Here is a 17,586-nt window from a genome sequence, read left to right on the forward strand (position 1 = left end):
TACCCCGAGCGGTCCCGCAAACCGCGGTAATTGGAATGCGCCCCCCTCAATGGATGGATGCTGCGCGCAGGTGCACATTCGACGGTCTCCGCAGGTTTCGGCGTGAGAGCGGTCTGCGGTCATTAGAGCTTGCCGCGGCAGGCACTAATGACCGCAGACCGCTCTCTCGGGGTAGGTAGGGCTGGGTGCGAAGGACGACCGTACTGAGGAGCGATGCGGGCGCGCGCCGACTCCCCCTTAAGGAGGAAGCGAAGACTCGACCTGCGCCAGATGTCTCCGCGGCACGATCTCGAAACGATGGAAGAGCAACCAGACGAGGAGCTCTTTCATGCACATCACCAGGAGATTGGTCCGGCTCAGACACAGCAGGTCGAGACCACGAGTCGGCGCGCGGAAGCCAGGAGACACCGGGCAGGAGCTGCGAGACGACGCGCGGGGGCCAGTAGGCAGAGAGCAGACGCTGCGAAACGAGGCACGCGGCTTGGGAAGCGACAGGCAGGAAAAGCGAAGCGGTGGGCGCGGGCGCACGGGGGCACGGCGGGTCGGCGTCGCCGCGGCGTCCGCCGGCGCAGTCGTCGCGCTGCTCGCCGGGTGCGCCGCCCCGGCCGCAACGACAGCGGCGCCGCACGTTCCCGTACCCGCCGCAGAGGCAGTAGGAACGAGCGGCAGCGAAACGCCGACCACGCTGACGCAGAGTGACGTCGATGCGTGGCTCGACGGCATCCTGCCCGCTGCTCTCGAAAACTTCGACATTGCGGGCGCGACCGTCTCTGTCGTGTCCGACGGCGAGGTGCTCACAACGCGCGGCTACGGATATGCGGACGTCGCCGAGCAGACCGAGGTCGACCCCGCAGGCACGCTCTTCCGCGTCGGCTCGATCGCGAAGCTCTACACCGACACTGCCGTGATGCAGCTCGTTGAGAGCGGCGACCTCGACCTGGACGTCGACGTCTCGACGTACCTCGACTTTGAGATTCCGCGGAACTTCGACGACCCGATCACGCTCCGCACCCTACTGACGCACACGGCCGGGTTCGAGGAGCGCCTCCAAGACATGATCCGCTACGAGGGACCACGCCCGACCCTGCGCGAGAATCTCGCCACGAACCCGCCCGAGCAGGTCTACCGCCCGGGCACCACGCCGGCGTACTCCAACTACAGCAACGGCCTCGCGGGGTACATCGTGCAGCGGGTCAGCGGCGTTCCCTTCGAGCGCTATGTCGCTGACAGCATCCTCGCCCCGCTCGGCATGGACTCGACGACGTTCGAGCAGCCGCTCTCCGATGACCTCGCCGACCGTATGTCGAAGGGCTACGCGACCTCGAACGGTCCGGCCAGCCCGTTCGAGTTGATCTCCCCCGCGCCCGCCGGAGCGCTCAGCACAACCGCCGCTGACATGGCACAGTTCATGCTCGCGCACCTCGGCGACCACCAGAACGCCGACGACATGCTCGCCGCTGACACCCGCGCGCTCATGCAGAAGCCCGCGCTCACGGCAGACACCCTCGGCACCCTCGCGGAGGGCCCGCGAATGACGCTCGGATTCTTCGACGAAAGCCGCAACGGCCACCACATTCTCGGGCACGGCGGCGACACCGACCTCTTCCACTCGCACATGCAGCTCTATCCTGATGAGGCCACCGGAATTTTCCTGTCGCTCAACAGCTCGGGCAGCACGGCGACGGCCTCGATCGACGTCCGCAACGCGGTCATGCACGGGTTCACGGACCGGTACTTCCCCGCCGACACCGGCAACGCCACGGCCACGACAGGCGAAGGCGAAGGCGACACGGATGCTGCGGCCGAGCCCACCGCGAAGCAGCACGCGCAGCAGGCTGCCGGAACCTACGCGTCCACGCGCAGCTTCCACAGCACGTATCTCGCGACGCTCGGCGCGCTGACCCAGCTGCAGGTCACCGCGCGGCCAGACGGCACGATCGTTCTCACGCCCGGCCTCATGGCTCCGGAGCCCACGGTCTTTCGCGAGGTCGCGCCGTGGGTCTGGCAGGAGGTCGGCGGTCAGCAGATCCTGACGATGCGTCTGGATGGCGACCAGGTGCAGACGATCGGCTTCGAATCGGCGTTCAGCCTCAACCGTGTCGGCCCCGCACTCAGCGGCAGCATCGCGCTGCCCGTGCTCGTCGCTTCGGCGCTCGTGCTGCTGATCGCGCTGCTCGCGATTCCGATCGGCGCCCTCGCCCGCCGTCACTACCGCGCTGCGAAACCTGCCCCGCTCAGCCGCGCGCACCGGCTCTCGCGCCTGGCGACCCGCGTCGGTTCGCTCGCGGCGCTGGTCGCCCTCGCCGCCTGGATCGCGATCATCTCCACCGTGATCGGGTTGCAGGGCGCCCCGGATGTCGCGGTCCGGCTTACCCAGGTGCTGCAGGGCGTCGGCGTGCTGGCGATCGTTCCGGCCGCGATCGCCGTGGCGCTCGGCATCCGTCACCGTGTCGGGTGGAAGCGCGTCACCGGCAGCGTGCTCGTCGCCGCCGCGCTCGTGGGTGTCGCGTGGTTCGCGATCACGTTCCAGCTGCTCGCGCCGAGCATCTCGGTATGAGCGGTCGCGGTTCAGAGCCGCTCGGCATCCGGTCGTCACACCGGGTGCCGGGCGGCGCGGTCGTCTCGTCTAGCATCAAGAGAGAGGATGCCGCCGGGCGACGCTCCCCGGCTCCACTCTCACCGGAGGGCCATCGCATGCGCGACACCACCACGCCGAGCACCGGCACGAGCACGGGCGCGAGCACGGGCGCAACCGATGCGGCGGTGCTCGCGACGCCGCCCCGCTGGAGTACGTGGCTGGACGGCATCCTGACCCGCATCGGCCTGGCCACCCCGCTCTCGCGCGACATCGCCCTCGCAGCCCTCATCGCGATCTCGAACCTGGTGCTGACGTGGAGTCTCATCGCGTTTCTCGACGCGGCCGGTGGCAGCACCTTCAGCGCGCCTCACCTCACGGCGATTCTTGTCGTCAGCACCGCGCAGGCCGCCCCGCTCTGCCTGCGGCGCTCGCACCCGACCGTCGCGTTCGCTCTGGTCGCGGCCACGCAGGTGGCGCTTGTCGGGCTGTTTCCGCCGGGCGTCGGCATCAGCGGTCTCGCGCCGCTCATCGCCGCGTATACGGTCGGCACACTCCTGCCGGCCGCCCGCGCCGTCGCCACGATCGCTGTCGTCGGCGCTCTCGAGGCCGCGGCGTCGCTCGCGGTGAAGCTGTACATCGCAACGCCGCTGTACGCCGGTGCGCCGAACGTGCTGAACACCGTACTCGGTCGCTCGAGCCCCACACCGCTGCCGCTGCAGTACCTCGCGGACGCCGGCTCGACCTTCCTCACCTACGGCATCGCGGTGCTCATCGGAATCACGGTCGCTTCCCACCGCCGCTACCTCACGCTTGTGCGGGTGCGCGCGGCCGAGGCGATTCGCGAGCAGCACGAGCGTGCGGATGCCGCCATCACCGCCGAGCGTTCGCGCATGGCCCGCGAGCTCCACGACATCGCGGCGCATCACCTCTCCGGAATGGTCGTGCAGTCGGCCGCCATCGAGCGCCTCATCGACAAAGACCCGGATGCCGCGAAGGAGGCGACCGCCTGGGTCCGCAGTCAGGGCAAAGAGACCCTGGCGAATCTGCGCCTGGTGGTCGGCGTGCTGAGAGAACCACACGCAGAGACACAGGATGCCGGTGAGCACACCGCTCCGGTACCGGGGCTCGCGGTGGTCGATGATCTCGTCGGCACGGCGCGCGCCCTCGGAACCCACGTCGAGTTCACGCGCTCGGGCACGGCGTTCCCGCTGCCGCCGGTCGCCGACGTGACGGTGTATCGCGTGCTGCAGGAGGCTCTCGCGAACGCACGGCAGCACGCGCCGGGCGCCCCGGTCACGGTCGCACTCCGCTACACCGACACGGCCGTCGCCCTTGAGGTCGAGAACGCCGCGTCTCCCACGCCGACGCACGACGACACGCGCCGCGGCCTCGGGCTCATCGGCATGCGCGAACGTGCCCAGCTCATCGGGGCGACGTTCGCTGCGGCATCCACGCCCTCTGGTGGCTGGCGCGTCACGCTCACTGTTCCGGCAGAGCCCGACACCGACCATGCCGACAGCGCCCTGGCGACCGACCCCGGCAGCGCCCTGGCGACCGACCCCGGCAGCGCCACCTCGACCGACCACGACCCGACCGAAGGAGCACCCGCATGATCTCTGTCGTTCTCACCGATGACCAGGCGGTGGTGCGTGCTGGGTTCCGGGTCATTCTGGAGTCCGCGGACGACATCGAGGTCGTCGGCGAAGCATCCAATGGCCCCGAGGCGGTGGAGCTCGTGCGCCGGCTCCGCCCCGATGTGGTGTGTATGGACGTTCGGATGCCGGGCGGCGACGGCCTCACCGCGACCGAACAGATCGTGGCGGATGCCGATGCTCCGGCCGTGCTCATCATCACGACGTTCGATCTCGACGAGTACGTCTTCGGTGCTCTCGAGGCCGGCGCGAGCGGGTTCGTTCTGAAAGACACCGACCCTGACGACCTCATCGACGCGGTGCGCCGCCTGGCTTCGGGGCAGGGCCTCGTCGATCAGTCGGTGACCCGCAGAGTCATCGCGGAGTTCGCGCGCCGCAAATCACCCAGCGTCTCAGAGCCCGATTCGCAGGATGCCGCGGCCCGCGCGTCCCTCACACAGCGCGAGACGGACATCGTCCGGCTGCTCGCCCGCGGCCTCTCCAACGCGGAGATCGCGCAGGAGCTGTTCGTCGAGACCAGCACCGTCAAGTCGCACCTGAGCCGCGCGATGGCGAAGATCGGCGTGCGCGACCGCGTCCAGACGGTCGTCTGGGCTTACCGCGTCGGCGTCGCCCGGCCGGGAAGCCAATAGGTAGGCTTTCCAACGCGCACAGCGTCTGCTCTTCCGACAACGTTCACGAGCACGCTCGTACGGACTCCTCAGACTCCCACCTCGTACTCCCCTCCCCAAAAGGTAGTTACAAGCGACGGCGCTTGGGCGAGAGCGAACTCATGAAGGAATCGCAGGGTCATCAGAGTGCAGTGGGAAACAGGAGAATTAGTTCCGAGAAAGCCTGATCGCGACCTCGAAGCTTCGACGCCAAGGCAACGTCAGCGACGAGACCGTCCAGTCTTCTCCGGGCAACTCTTCCCCCAGCATCTGATTCATTTCTGCGCGAATTATGGCTTCCGCGGTGCGAACGTCGACGTCATCTGCAAGTGGAAATCTGTCGGGAAAGAGTTGCGGCCCCTTTTCACTACGAATCACACACTGATACGCATAGTCATCAAGTAGCCGCGTAAGGAGCGCCCGTTGAGACGCTTCTGGATCATAGCTTCCGGCCGCTCGACCGACCTCCGCCGCTACCGTGAGCGCGATCACACTGCCTATCGTGTTTCCCGCCGTATTCCAAGCACCGAACGCTTCAAGACGGTCCAGCAACCCTTCATCTGCAAGTCGCTTAAGCAGCTCAGCATCCGCTCCGTTTGGAAAACGGACATCGGCGAGCGCAACTCGACTTCCTTCATCCAACGATCGCTTAATCAGCGCGGCTGTTGCCTCTGCCGCTTCGCGATTTGGCTTCACGGGATAGCCCCGAAACATGTCGTGGCGGTCAGGATCTGGAGCGTGCAGCACTAGTACAACATCGGCATCTGACTCGACCTGTCGAGCGCCTGCGGCTCTGATCTGACGTGCCACTGACGCGGAAAGGGGCCTGTTCTCAAACGATGGAACGATCTCGAATCCGCCTTCTTGAGCGACGCGAGCTTCGAAGCTCGGGCTCGCATCATTCGACTCTGCAATTGCTCTGGCAACAAGAGCTGCGCCCACTTCATCAGCTCCCGGGTACATGAGTGTGTCGCTGGCACCTGGCAGGAAGCGCATCCAGTGCCGCAGCCAAACCTGTTCAGCAGATCCAGCCGCGAACGTTGCAGTGTCGTCAGCCGTCACCGCGAGAAAGTCCAGAACCCCTTCATTCTTCAGGAGGAGTGCGCTGAGGTTCAGAATATGGTTTCGCACTCGCCTTGATGCATAGTCCGACACAACGGAATCTGGAACGTCAGCAGCGCCAACGCCCAGACCATCTTCGGTTTCCCAAACGACTCGGTGGAGTGCACCACCGAGCTCATGCAGGTCTTTGCCGTAGTCCTTCCAGTACTCGGGTTCTTCAGCATTCGAATAGGAGTTGCTTGCGCGCATGACGAGTGTCACTGCATAGATCTCAAGCTCAGGCCTTTTCCGCTTGATCTCACGCAGAACATCAAGCCGCGCGAGAACGTCGCGAACGGAATCAGAGGAGGTTCTACTCGCAATCAGACCGCCATAGGCAAGCATGTCGAGAGACACAACAAGGTGTGTAGTACTCGGATTCTCGGCACGTTCGCGCAACCATGCTGCTAGGGCAGCTGTATCTCCTGGCTCTCGGTATTCGGGAAGCATGGCGGCGTCTGGAACGTCGAGCGCAACGCCAGCGACGTTAGCCACGTCGCCGGGCAACAGTACGTTGACGGGCCTGTCGTCAAGCGGCAGTAGAGCGATTCGGCGTTCGGTGAGGTTCATAGTGTCCCGTCTCATTGCGAAGAAATTCTGTTGATGGAGAGCTCATATGAGTAGCGGTCGCCCCTATACAGGGATTCTGCGTACTCAATTGCGCGATTGCGATGGTCATAGGCAGTGCGCTGCACGCTAAAGGCTGGGGAGAAAGGGGGCACTCGGAGAAGACCCGCCGCTGCCTCGTCAAGCACAACAGCATGTATGGTCTGATCGGCTCGTTCCAGTCGGATGCCATAAGACTCCCGCAGCTCGTGATAAAGCGACTCGCCTGAAAAGGCCTGCGCGAATCCTGGAACAGCAGAAGCATCCAAGTAGGAGTGCTCAAGACACATCGGGCGCCCATCAGCGGTCCGCACACGCATGACGTGCACGACCTCATCAGCCGGGCTGAGCCCAAGAGCAAATCCGATCCGGCCGCCAGCGCTCTCTAGCGTGATCGACGTTTCAGCCGACCCCGGTGTGAGGTCTCGAGCAAGCATGTCTTCTGAGAAGGAGTGGAACTCGAACGTCTTACTGATCCGAGGTTCATTAACGAATGTGCCGGCGCCCTGAACTCGATAGACAAGCTGATCCTTCTCAAGCTCATCCAAAGCCTTGCGAACCGTCACACGAGTGACGCCGAGTGTCTCTGCAAGTTCCCTTTCGGTCGGTAGTTTCTCGTTTGGTTCGAGTCCGCCCTCGATGAGGTCGACGAGGTACTCGCGCACCTTCGTGTGCTTTGTCTGACGTGCTGGCCCCGCCACTTCAGCTCCTTTTTGATAATGGTTCGGACCAATCTTGACGTTCAACCATCCCGTGTGTCAAGATTTCCAGCATCGTCAAACGATTGGTCTATACCACTTTTAGATTCTGCCATAGCCAAAGATGGAAAGGGCAACATGAAGAACAGACTTTGCAACACCACGCGATCACGCTGGTTGGGAGGCATTGCCATAGCCGCCACGGCCGCGCTCACACTTGCCGGCTGCTCCGGCGGAGAGAGCGATGGTCCGACGACTCTCAAGTTCTCCTATCTGTGGTCGGGGCCAGAAGCCAAGGTCCTCGAGTCGATCATCGACGACTTCAATGCGAGCCAAGATGAGATTGTCGTCAAGGGTGTCTCGAGCCCAGACCAGCAGAAGCAGCTCACATCGATGTCGTCAGCGAACGGTTCATTCGATATTTCCGACAACTTCGGAGAGAACATGGGCTCCTGGGCGGCAAAGGGAGTCCTGGCGCCGCTGGACGAGTACATCGAGTCAGAAGACATCGATCTCGACGATTTTGCTCCCGCCGCGCTTGAGCAGATGAAACACGACGGTCAGACATATGCGTTGCCGATTGCAGTACACAGCTTCCAGCTCCTGTACAACAAGAAACTTCTTGACGAGGCGGGAGTTGAGCCTCCGACGACGATGGATGAGCTCGCAACTGCGGTTGAGAAGCTGACAGTGACAGACGATTCAGGCAAAATCTCACAACTTGGAATCGGAGACGCGAACACCACAACGACGCTCACCACTCTGGGCTTCGCCTTCGGCGGAGCGTGGAGCGACAAGAACGGTCCGACGCCAACAGATGCTGGCAATATCGAAGCCGTCGACTGGTGGCAGGAAAATGTCGTGGACCTGGTCGGGGCCGACAAGCTCGCCGACTTCAAAGCAGGCGAAGGCCAATACTTGTCCGCAGAAGACTCGTTCTTCAGTGGCAAAGTCGCGATGATCATCGACGGTGAATGGCGCTCGGCTCAAGCGGCCGAGGTTGCGCCAGATCTCGACTGGGGCGTCACGGCGATCCCTGCTGCATCTGCGGACCTCGAAAATTCCACTCAGGTCACCTCCAGCACACTGTTCATTCCGACCAATTCAAAACACAAGGACGAGGCTGCGGAATTTCTTGCTTATCTGCTGAGTCCCGACGTGATGGAGAAGTTCAGCCTCACGCTCGGTAACTTGCCGGCGCGAACGTCCCTGCTCGGCAGCGATGCATACAGCGATCTTGAGAACTTTGAGGTCTGGGGCGAGGCGCTCACGAGTCCCAACGCCAAGTCACTCGCTAGCGCACCCTACAGCGCTGAATACTCGACTGATCTTGGAAACGCATTTGATGACATTGTTCGGGGCAAGTCAGATGGCGAAAAGGCACTCGAATACGTGAAATCTCGAGCGAAGAGCTACACGAAGTAAGTCTCCAATGACACTCACTGCTAAGAGAATTCGCGAGGGTCGTTCCGATCAATTCAGCCGGAACAGCAAGCGTCCACGTTCGCGCAGACGTTCCTTCTGGATCGGAGCGGCCTTCGCCTCGCCATTCATCGTCGGCTTTCTCGGCCTGTTCGCGTATCCGATTCTCGCGTCCGGCTACTACAGTTTCACCGACTTCAACCTTTTCCAATCTCCAGACTGGGTCGGCCTCGAAAACTACGAGCAGATGGCCAATGACGATGTGTTCTGGAAGTCACTCGCGAACACACTGGTACTCGCTGTCATGGGTGTGCCCCTCACCATTGCAATCGCGCTGGGTGGGGCGCACCTACTCAACACGCCGATTAAGGGACAACCGCTCTACCGTGCGTTCGTATATCTGCCCTCGATTATTCCGGTGGTTGTCGGCGGATATCTCTGGCGTTGGCTCCTCAACACTCAGTATGGGTTCGTAAACCATTTCCTCTCCTGGTTTGGCATCACCGGGCCGAGCTGGTTGCAGGAACCAGATTGGACGAAGCCGGCAATCGTGCTCGTCGTGCTCTGGACGGTCGGCGGCACCATGATCATCTACCTCGCCGCGCTCAAGGATGTTCCGCACGAACTCTACGAGGCAGCATCCATTGATGGCGCCGGCCCCTGGCGCCGCTTTCTCAACGTGACCTGGCCAACGGTCTCGCCGGTCACGCTGTTCCAGGTGATCGTATGCCTCATCGCCTACCTGCAGATCTTCACCGAGCCATACGTCCTCGCGCAGGAACGACTCAACAACATCAGCTCCGGCCCTGATCAGTCCATGCTGACGTACGCCATGTACCTGTACCAGAACGCGTTCGTTTACTTGAAGATGGGCTACGCGTCAGCAATGGCCTGGGTGCTTTTCATCGTCACGCTCATCATCACTCTTGTTGTGTTGGCCTCTTCGAAACGGTGGGTGCACTATGGCTCTCAGTGACACGCAGATCCTGACGGATGCTCGCACGCCACGCGAGCTCCCGGCGACCAAGCGCACGCCGAAGTTCCTGCGGCGGCTGCGGCAGCACGGGCTCGTCATCGCGCTGGCGCTTGTCTTCGTCTTTCCGCTGCTCGTGATGCTGTCGACGGCACTCAAGTCACCGCAGGATGTCTTCAGCTCACCGCCGACGCTGATCCCCAGCGAGTGGACGTTCGACAACTTCGCTACTGCGTTCGATCAGATTCCCGTGTGGCGCTACCTCGGCAACACCATGCTCGTCGCGGGGCTCAGCGTTCTCGGCACGGCACTGTCGTGCCCGCTCGTCGCGTACGCACTCTCGAAGGTGAAATGGGCCGGGGCGAAGCCACTGTTCATCATGGTGCTTGCCACCATGATGCTGCCGCCGCAGGTGACGCTCATCCCCCTCTTCCTCATCTGGAACGGCGTCGGTGCGACGAACACCTACCTACCGCTCGTCGTCCCGGCGTTCCTGGGAACGCCGTTCTTCATCTTCCTCATCCGGCAGTTCCTCATGAACGTTCCCGACGACCTCATTGAGGCCGCGCGACTCGACGGAGCATCCGAGTTTCGTACGTACGCGACCATCGTTCTTCCCATTGCGCGTCCCGCGATCGTCACGGCCGCGGTGTTTCAATTCGTGTGGGCGTGGACCGACTTCCTCAATCCCCTCATCTATTTGAATGACGAGTCGACGTACACCTTGTCCATCGGCCTCTATGCGTTCTTCGGCGAGAACGACGTCGCGTGGGGTCCGCTCATGGCCGCTTGTACCATGTTCACCATTCCTGCGCTGATCATCTTCCTGATCGGGCAAAAGTTCTTCATCGGCGGAATCAGCGCGGGGGCCATTAAGTGACGCACGAACGCATAGTCCAGCTCAAGCACGGATTCATCGCCTCGGTTCAGGCTGATGAGGGCAGCCCTTTGCGCGAAAGCCGCATGATCGCCGCGCTCGCGCACGCGACTATGCTCGGCGGAGCGAACGGACTGCGCATCAACTCAGCTGCCGACATTCGCGCCGTGCGTGAGATCACTGATCTGCCGGTCATCGGGTTGCATAAGGAGCACAATGGCACTCGTGATGTCATCACGCCCCTGGTTGAGCATGCGCTCGAACTCGCACAGGCGGGAGCAGACATTATCGCCGTCGATGCCTCGCGCGAGATCCGCGGCGGAGACCTGTCGATCATCGGCGCAGTACGCGATCTGACGGGGCTTCCCGTCATGGCCGACGTTTCGACCCTCGATGAGGGACTGAGGGCATGGGATGCTGGTGCTGCACTGGTCGGCACCACGCTGTCCGGTTACACGCCCTACACTCGCAAGGATCCCGAGCGCCCAGACTTTGCATTGGTCGAGCAGCTCGCCGCCCGCAACATCCGCGTGATCGCGGAGGGCCGTCTGCGATCCCCCGCCGATGTGGTGCGCGTCCTCAACCTCGGCGCATATGCGGCTGTGGTGGGTCGCGCCCTGACGGACCCCCTCATCACCTCGGCCCGCTACGCGAAGGCAGCTAAATGTGGCAGGGCGTGAGAGATAGAGTCAGGTTTTCTGTGCTTTGTCCCGCAACGAATCGTTCGCTTCTGAACAATGGTCAGTATCCGCTAGGGGAGCGGGTGGCCGAACCATGAGTGCCGGTGAGCGTTGCACCCGCGTGATCCTTCGTTCTTCGGCAGTCGTCGCAAGGAACGTGGACATTTGAGACGGGCCGGCTAGGACTTAACCTAGCTCAGGCGGCTCGTGGGCAATATGCCGGGATGCAGCCTTCGAAGAGCTCGATGTCCCGATTCATCTGTTGTGATCCCGCGTAGCACCAGCTGTCAACTAAGAACGCCAGTTTCACGTGCACCTTGACAGACAGGTCCCCAGGATTGAGCGCAACAGCACCGTGGCCGGATACGCGATGTGCGCATCCGGCCACGGCAGCTTGAGGAGTTCGTCGACTACCTCTTACCCATTCGGCGCCGCACGAGGACGGTCGTTACTCCGCCGAGAATGAGGGCGATGGCCACCAGGATCCCAGCGAGGGCGTCTGCTCCGGTGAAGGGCAACGTGCCGCTCGCGTTGTCGCTTGTCCCGTCACCGTTCTGGTCCGATTGCGAACCGCCACCGGGTGCCGATCCGTCGGAGCCACCGGCGCCGTCGTCACCGTCGCCGGTTCCTGGGACATCACCGTCATCACCGGCACCGTCGCCTTCGCCCGGCTCACCACCGTCGTCGTCTGCCGCGAGAGCGGCAAGTTGCGACACTGTGATCCGGTCGATGATCGGTGAATGGTCAGCCCGCAGCGGGATTCCCGGCCAGTTGTCTTCTGCGTAGGTCTCGCCGTCGAAGTTAGGCTCCTCCTCGGCAGAGAAGGTGATAGTGTTCTCCCCTTCCTCAAGATCGAGAGTCAGCGTGCGCTCCCAGAAGTTGTTTTCGTGGAAGGTAGGAACGAACAGGAAAGACGACGCTTCGCCACCGTTCACGCTGATATCAGCGTGACGCGCCATGGGGTTTGGGTTATAGTGCGTGGCAGGGATCTGCTCCGGGTTCGAGAACCGCACCACCACTGCGTGCGGGCCGGCCTCCGCCGCCGATACCGTGAAGGTGAGGGTGTTCTCGTTTCCGGGCTCTCCGACGATACCGCCCACGGCCTGCTTGCCCTCGGCGAGCGTCAGGTCGACGACGGCAGCATCACCGCTTGTTGCGGCATCCTCCGCCTGGTATTCGGTGGTTGTGAGGACCTCTTGCGACGCACCGATTCGCAGGCGGTCGATGACGGCACCCGCTCCCTCGCCGACGACCGTGATCTTATTGACGCCACCCTGCAGGTGGACCGCCGCCGACATCGCTTTGTCCAGAGACAGCACGCTGTATCCGTTGACGAGCACGTTGCCGGCAGCACCTTCGACGGCGTCCACGGCCACGGTCGCTTCAGCATCTGCTTCGCCGTAGACCCAGAATGTCGCCGTCTCGCCGTGCGAGAGCGTGACAGTTCCGGCGCCAGGTGCGGCGACCTTGGCTGCGGCAGGGTCGACACTCAGGCTGCCCGTGTAGTCAGACAGTTCGGCTTCATAGACAGCTTCGGCGTCGGGGTCAGCAGCACGAGTCAGCGTGATGCGGTCGACGATAGCGTCACCCACGGTGGACTTCGATCCGTCGAGGCTCTTCGCCGACAGCGAGATCGTGTGCGTACCCTTCGTGAGCTCAACTACGGTGTCGGTGTGGTCCCACACCAGCCACTTGTAGCCAAGCGGGAGGTATAGCTCCTGCTCTGCGGCGCCGTCCACCGTGAGGAAGACGTTCGTCGGACCCTGCTCCTTGACCAGTTCATAGGTGTTCTGACTGTTGGCGAAGACGGACAGATCGTACGCACCGTCGTCGGGAACCTCGACCGTGAAGTCAAGCTTCACGTCCGACCCCGTACGCAGGCCACCCACGTCGTATCCGCCGGAGGTGTAGAAGTTGCCCACGTTTGAGGGTGAGCCCTCCGGGCCGTTACGTGAATAACCGCTGCCCGAATGAGCGGCGTCCTCGGCCTCGTAGCTCGCGTGCCACCGAGCATCTGAGGCACGCGCTTCGGCATTCCCGGCGGGAGTGACGATGATTTCGTAGGCAGACGACTCGATGAGCTTCGGTAACTGATCGCCACCAAAGTCGATCGTCACTTTGCCGTCCCTGACCGAGAGAATCTGCTCACCCAGCAATGTCGGCTGCGCGGAGTCGCCCAGCTGTCCCGTCCACGGAATCTGTCGGACCGCGACGCGGACGGTGTCGCCGAAGACATCACGCGGAACGTTGACGAAATCCACAGGTGCATTGCCGCTTGCGCCACCGATGATCGTGCGCGAGGTGCGCTTCTCCTCATCGAGACTCGACACTCCCTGGAGCGTGTAGTTCTCACCGGGCGAGGGAGGCGTAAGACTGACCGTGTGCCCGGTCATCTGGGCGTAGGCGTTGTAGAGCCACCACTGGCCATTGGCTCGGTTGGACTGCACCGCCGAATCGGACAGATTGCCGTTGATGTTCCAGAACGCGATCATCGCATCGACCTTGGAATCCTCGATGGCGGAGATCCACTGGATCATCTGGCCCGGCACGGAAGTGTGGTAGTTGAACGCGTACTCATTGACATTAATCGGAAGCACCGTACCGTCATACGAGGTGCCCGCGAAGACGTCCTTCTCCCAGCCACGGAACTTGGCGACAGAATCGCGAATCGCCTGCGGGTGCGTCAGTTCGTGCCACGTGATGATATCCGGCACGGTATCTGCTTCGACAGTGTGAGTCAGGAACCCTTGAACCTGGTTGAACAGGAGACTCGTCCCCGGACCAGCAATCCGTATGTCGGGGAAAACTTCCTTGATGCGTTTGTATGTGGAGTCCCACGCGGCGAAGTAGTCGTCGGGATCATCGAGCCAGGAGGTGCCATTCAGACTCCACTCTCCCGTGCCGAACATGTTACCCTCCGGCTCATTGAACGGTTCGATGACGAGGTGCTCGCGCTGGTCAGCGGGAACCTCGGCGATCATCGCGAGCTGCGCGTCGAGAACGGAGCGATAGTCGGCGAGCTTCTCCGCAGGCGTGTCGCCCGGCCATTGGTAAGGGAAGCCGCGGTACCAGTCTGTGATTCGCAAGTACACGTCCCCGCCGGTGGTGTCAGCGAGCGTCGGCAGATTTCAAGGGCGTCAGATCCTGGATGCTGAGAGCCGTCCTGCGCCTTCGTCGCGACGCTCCGGACGTTCATGCCCTCAATGAGGTTCGCGGTCAGCATCCCGTCGTCGTAGAGGCCGTAGAGCACACCGGAGGCGCCTCCGTGAACTTTTCCGGTGTCGCTGCCCAGATCGATCTTCACCTCTCCGCGGTGCACCTCGACAGTGGCCGTGACATCCACGTCCGCCGCCGTTCCGTTGACCGTGAATTCGCCGCCCTTGGCGTAGGCAGCAGGGTCGATCTCGCCCCACTCAATCGGAACGTAGCGAGTGTAGCCGTCGGTGTAGCTCGCCTGCGCCGACGAGGGCAGTTCGGGGGGGCGTCCCGACCGTCGTGCGGATCGCGAAAGCGCTCGTGGTGAGCTTCTCGAGTGTCGGAGCTTCTTCTGCCGAAATCTCGGCGACCTGCCCGGGCGTCAGCGCCGCGCGGTAGATCTTGAAGTCGTCAACGGCACCGTTGAACATCGGGTCGACATAGAACGACTTGCCAATGTACCCCGCCGACGTCGCCTCGTCGGTCAACAGCTCGGCAGCGCTGATGTCGGTCTTCGTCGAGACCACAGCGACACCGTTGAGGTACGTCGTCAGTTCCTTCGCTTCAGTGTCTACCTTCACAGCGAGATCGACCCATTCACCAACGTGCAGCGGGCCGACACCAGTGTTCTGCGATTCAGCGCCGCCTCCGTTTCGCGTGAGCGCGGTTCTGAGGTTGCCATCACCGTTAGAGGGTGACGAGAAGAGGTAGCGGCTGTTATCGGTTCCGAGTGCGTAAATCCACTGTCAGGCGCCGCCATCACCGTCCCAACGAACACGCGTTGCGACAGTGAGATCCTGTGCCCCGTCAAGCACTTCTCGCGGGACAATGACGTGGCCGCCTTGCAAATCGAGGGCCGAGCCCTCATCGGATGCCACGAGCTCCACTTTGCCGTTCGTTTCGCCGTCCCAGCCATTACCTGAACTGTCGGCGACCGTCGTTCCGGTCAGCTCGTCCATTGCGTAGTGCAGGTCAGGGTCTGGTGTAGCGGCGTACGCCGGAACACCACTAGCCACGACGAAACTCGCGGCGAGCGATGCAACGGCAAGTGCCGCTGTGCTTCTTCCGCGCGCGGACTGACGCGCATGTCGATGTATCTTCATCGAGTACCTCTCTGTCTCGGTGTCATTGTCAGTTCCCGCGCAGAAATCACTTCGGCGCGGGCGCACGGTCAGCGGGGTGCTGCTTCGTGCTCCCCCGTCGGCACGAACACGCGCATGGTCGACGGCTGGCGCTCTGCCCACTGGTGGTAAGGCGCGGCGCGAAGTGTGAACTCCAATTGCGGTGACGTCGTCGGGCGCTGGCTGAGCGCGCCTGGACCGGTCGTCGGCCCGGCCGGCTCAGCGACGGCGACGGCTCGAACGACCACGTCATCTGCATCCATCTCGATCGGAGCGTCAGCTGTGATGCGCACGTCCTCGAGCGCCACGCCGTCGGGCAGGTCCGTTGATTCGATGCAGAGCACAAGCGGCCCGTTTTCGATTGCGACAGTGCCGCGCAAAGCATCGATGCGAGGGTCCGGCCACGTGAGCCGTGGTCGGGCGCAGAGATCGAGAACGAGAACGTCTCCAGTGGAGAATCGCCGCTGTACGTCGAACCAGCCCGACTCGAGACGCACGGCACGCTGTCCGGCGACCTCAAGTTTCGCCTTGTCGGCCCAACTCGGCACCCGCAACCGCAGCGTGACCTCGCGGTCTGGGGCCTCGCTGACCTCAATACGCACGGTGCCATCATCGGGATAGCGGGTCACGACGTTGAATGCCAGTTTCTCCTCGCCGAGTTCCACCTCGACCTCGCCCGACGCGTACTGCAAAAGCGACACGACGTCGTCTTCTACTGAAATCGCATACATGTGAAGTGAGGCGAGGGTGCGGGCGACATTGGTCGGACAGCACGACACGTCGAACCATGGTGCACGGATGCTGCCCTCGGCACGCAGATTCGGACCATCAAGCTCGGCCGCGTCGCCCGTCTCTCTCTGTTGCAGGGGGTTCGCGTAGAAGAACGCGCGCCCGTCTGCGCGAACTGCCGTCGCGAGGATGTTGAAGAGCGTGCGTTCAATCAGGTCGATGTACTGAACCTTCCCCGTGGCAAGGTAGAGGCGCCAGGAGAACATGACGGAGGCCACTCCCGCGCACGTCTCGCAGTAAGCACGGTCGGCCGGCAGCTCCCAGTCGTCGCCGAAACCTTCGTCCTGGTGCCGCGAACCCATGCCGCCGGTGATGTATGTCCGGCGGGCGACGGTACGCTCCCACTGCCGTTCTAGGCTGGCGAGCAGGTCGCCGTCGCTGTTCTCCACGGCCACGTCAACAGCACCGGCGGAAAGGTACAGCGCGCGAACGGCATGGCCCCTCAGCGCGTCTGCGTCGCGGACCGGGACGTCGTCTTGGAAATACGCGGCAGAGAGGAGCGGCCGGACGGGCAACGTGCCGTGGCCGCGGCGTTCGATGAACAGCTGCGCCTGGTCGATGTAGGTTCGCTCGCCCGTCGCGCGGCCGAACTCGGCGAGCGCGACCTCGATCTCGGGATGACCGCAAATTCCCTGACGACCATCGGGGCCGAATTCGTGGCAGATGTGGTCTGCCGCGCGACGGGCAACGTCCACGAGTTCATCATCGCCGACCGTGCGAAGCCGGGCGACGCCGGCCTGCAGCAGATGGCCCATGTTGTAAAGTTCGTGCCCCATCGACAGGTCCGAGTAGCGCGGAGGAAGACCCGAGTGCCCGAAAGCGGTGCCGATGTACCCGTCGGCATCCTGGGCAGCACTGACGCGGGAGGTGAGATCGCGGAACATCCTGTCGATCACAGAGTCATGGGTGCGGCCGTACTCCCACGCCATCGCCTCCATGAGCTTGTACAGTTCCGAGTCGGAGAACTGCCACCCCGGCCTGTCGTACGTGACCTCGCCTCGAGCGACACGGTCGAAGTTCTCGATCCAGCCCAGGCGCTCCATCCAGTCGAGGCAGTGCTCGAGAGTCGCCGTGGCGTTCACCCGCTGGCGCGAGCCCCAGAAGCCAGAGGCGTCGAAGCTCACTTCCGCTCCGAAGGCCCCTCGGCGCGGGCCGCGCGACGGCGCAACGGCGCTGGCCGGCGCAGCACCGCCCTGCGTTGTCGGGAAGCCGGAAACGACGCGGGAAGCGTAGTCGGTCACTGT

At 63.1% G+C, this 17,586-nt stretch carries 14 protein-coding genes; 7 read left to right on the forward strand and 7 right to left on the reverse strand.

What is annotated here, in order from left to right:
• Positions 1-481 precede the first annotated feature (481 nt).
• The 3 genes from ACSAGD_RS13480 to ACSAGD_RS13490 are packed head-to-tail and all read left to right on the forward strand — an operon-like array spanning position 482 to position 4,862.
• Positions 482-2,557 (forward strand): serine hydrolase domain-containing protein, encoded by a 2,076-nt coding sequence (locus tag ACSAGD_RS13480; RefSeq protein WP_437583282.1) that lies wholly within the window; start codon positions 482-484, stop codon positions 2,555-2,557.
• Positions 2,554-4,191 (forward strand): sensor histidine kinase, encoded by a 1,638-nt coding sequence (locus ACSAGD_RS13485; protein ID WP_437583283.1) that lies wholly within the window; start codon positions 2,554-2,556, stop codon positions 4,189-4,191. The genes ACSAGD_RS13480 and ACSAGD_RS13485 overlap by 4 nt, the downstream gene beginning before the upstream one ends.
• Complete coding sequence (locus tag ACSAGD_RS13490; protein WP_437583284.1) at positions 4,188-4,862, forward strand: response regulator; 675 nt, start codon at positions 4,188-4,190, stop codon at positions 4,860-4,862. Before ACSAGD_RS13485 ends, ACSAGD_RS13490 begins: the two co-directional genes overlap by 4 nt.
• A 186-nt stretch (positions 4,863-5,048) precedes the next feature.
• Here the strand turns inward: ACSAGD_RS13490 and ACSAGD_RS13495 are convergent, their stop codons facing one another.
• Together ACSAGD_RS13495 and ACSAGD_RS13500 are read right to left on the reverse strand one after the other, a co-directional pair.
• Positions 5,049-6,551 (reverse strand): DUF4127 family protein, encoded by a 1,503-nt coding sequence (locus ACSAGD_RS13495; protein WP_437583285.1) that lies wholly within the window; start codon positions 6,549-6,551, stop codon positions 5,049-5,051.
• Positions 6,552-6,562: 11 nt separating this feature from the next.
• The gene (locus tag ACSAGD_RS13500; protein WP_437583286.1) at positions 6,563-7,333 is read right to left on the reverse strand and encodes a GntR family transcriptional regulator; all 771 of its coding nucleotides are present in this window, start codon (positions 7,331-7,333) and stop codon (positions 6,563-6,565) included.
• 9 nt (positions 7,334-7,342) lie between these two features.
• Between ACSAGD_RS13500 and ACSAGD_RS13505 the strand changes: the two genes are divergently transcribed.
• Genes ACSAGD_RS13505 through ACSAGD_RS13520 form a run of 4 tightly spaced genes read left to right on the forward strand, consistent with a single transcriptional unit; the run spans position 7,343 to position 11,237 of the window.
• Positions 7,343-8,710 carry an ABC transporter substrate-binding protein gene (locus ACSAGD_RS13505; RefSeq protein ID WP_437583287.1) on the forward strand — a complete coding sequence of 456 codons (1,368 nt, stop codon included), beginning with the start codon at positions 7,343-7,345 and terminating at the stop codon, positions 8,708-8,710.
• Between the two features lie 7 nt (positions 8,711-8,717).
• On the forward strand, positions 8,718-9,683 hold the full coding sequence (locus ACSAGD_RS13510) for a carbohydrate ABC transporter permease (protein WP_437583288.1): 966 nt from the start codon (positions 8,718-8,720) through the stop codon (positions 9,681-9,683).
• Complete coding sequence (locus ACSAGD_RS13515; protein ID WP_437583289.1) at positions 9,670-10,560, forward strand: carbohydrate ABC transporter permease; 891 nt, start codon at positions 9,670-9,672, stop codon at positions 10,558-10,560. Before ACSAGD_RS13510 ends, ACSAGD_RS13515 begins: the two co-directional genes overlap by 14 nt.
• Entirely contained in the window at positions 10,557-11,237 is a 681-nt protein-coding gene (locus ACSAGD_RS13520) for an N-acetylmannosamine-6-phosphate 2-epimerase (RefSeq protein WP_437583290.1), read from the forward strand. The genes ACSAGD_RS13515 and ACSAGD_RS13520 overlap by 4 nt, the downstream gene beginning before the upstream one ends.
• A 410-nt stretch (positions 11,238-11,647) precedes the next feature.
• On the opposite strand, the gene ACSAGD_RS13525 is transcribed toward ACSAGD_RS13520, so the two are convergent.
• The 5 genes from ACSAGD_RS13525 to ACSAGD_RS13545 all read right to left on the reverse strand — a co-directional run bounded on the left by ACSAGD_RS13525 (position 11,648) and on the right by ACSAGD_RS13545 (position 17,583).
• Positions 11,648-14,323 carry a hypothetical protein gene (locus ACSAGD_RS13525; protein WP_437583291.1) on the reverse strand — a complete coding sequence of 892 codons (2,676 nt, stop codon included), beginning with the start codon at positions 14,321-14,323 and terminating at the stop codon, positions 11,648-11,650.
• Entirely contained in the window at positions 14,215-14,709 is a 495-nt protein-coding gene (locus tag ACSAGD_RS13530) for an Ig-like domain-containing protein (protein ID WP_437585173.1), read from the reverse strand. Before ACSAGD_RS13530 ends, ACSAGD_RS13525 begins: the two co-directional genes overlap by 109 nt.
• Positions 14,651-15,172, reverse strand: coding sequence for a LamG-like jellyroll fold domain-containing protein (locus ACSAGD_RS13535; RefSeq protein WP_437585174.1), 522 nt, complete (start codon positions 15,170-15,172; stop codon positions 14,651-14,653). Before ACSAGD_RS13535 ends, ACSAGD_RS13530 begins: the two co-directional genes overlap by 59 nt.
• A gap of 6 nt (positions 15,173-15,178) precedes the next feature.
• Positions 15,179-15,448, reverse strand: a complete 270-nt coding sequence (locus ACSAGD_RS13540; protein WP_437583292.1) for a hypothetical protein — start codon at positions 15,446-15,448, stop codon at positions 15,179-15,181.
• 155 nt (positions 15,449-15,603) lie between these two features.
• Positions 15,604-17,583, reverse strand: coding sequence for a glycoside hydrolase family 127 protein (locus ACSAGD_RS13545; protein WP_437583293.1), 1,980 nt, complete (start codon positions 17,581-17,583; stop codon positions 15,604-15,606).
• Between the last annotated feature and the right edge of the window lie 3 nt (positions 17,584-17,586).

The organism is Paramicrobacterium salitolerans, assembly GCF_051513965.1.
In the GTDB taxonomy this organism is placed as follows: Bacteria; Actinomycetota; Actinomycetes; order Actinomycetales; family Microbacteriaceae; genus Paramicrobacterium.

Excerpts from the sequence above, each read along its gene's own strand:
- ACSAGD_RS13485 (WP_437583283.1), top strand. The coding sequence starts at position 2,554 with ATGAGCGGTCGCGGTTCAGAGCCGCTCGGCATCCGGTCGTCACACCGG.
- ACSAGD_RS13490 (WP_437583284.1), top strand. The coding sequence starts at position 4,188 with ATGATCTCTGTCGTTCTCACCGATGACCAGGCGGTGGTGCGTGCTGGG.
- ACSAGD_RS13495 (WP_437583285.1), bottom strand. The coding sequence starts at position 6,551 with ATGAACCTCACCGAACGCCGAATCGCTCTACTGCCGCTTGACGACAGG.
- ACSAGD_RS13510 (WP_437583288.1), top strand. The coding sequence starts at position 8,718 with ATGACACTCACTGCTAAGAGAATTCGCGAGGGTCGTTCCGATCAATTC.
- ACSAGD_RS13515 (WP_437583289.1), top strand. The coding sequence starts at position 9,670 with ATGGCTCTCAGTGACACGCAGATCCTGACGGATGCTCGCACGCCACGC.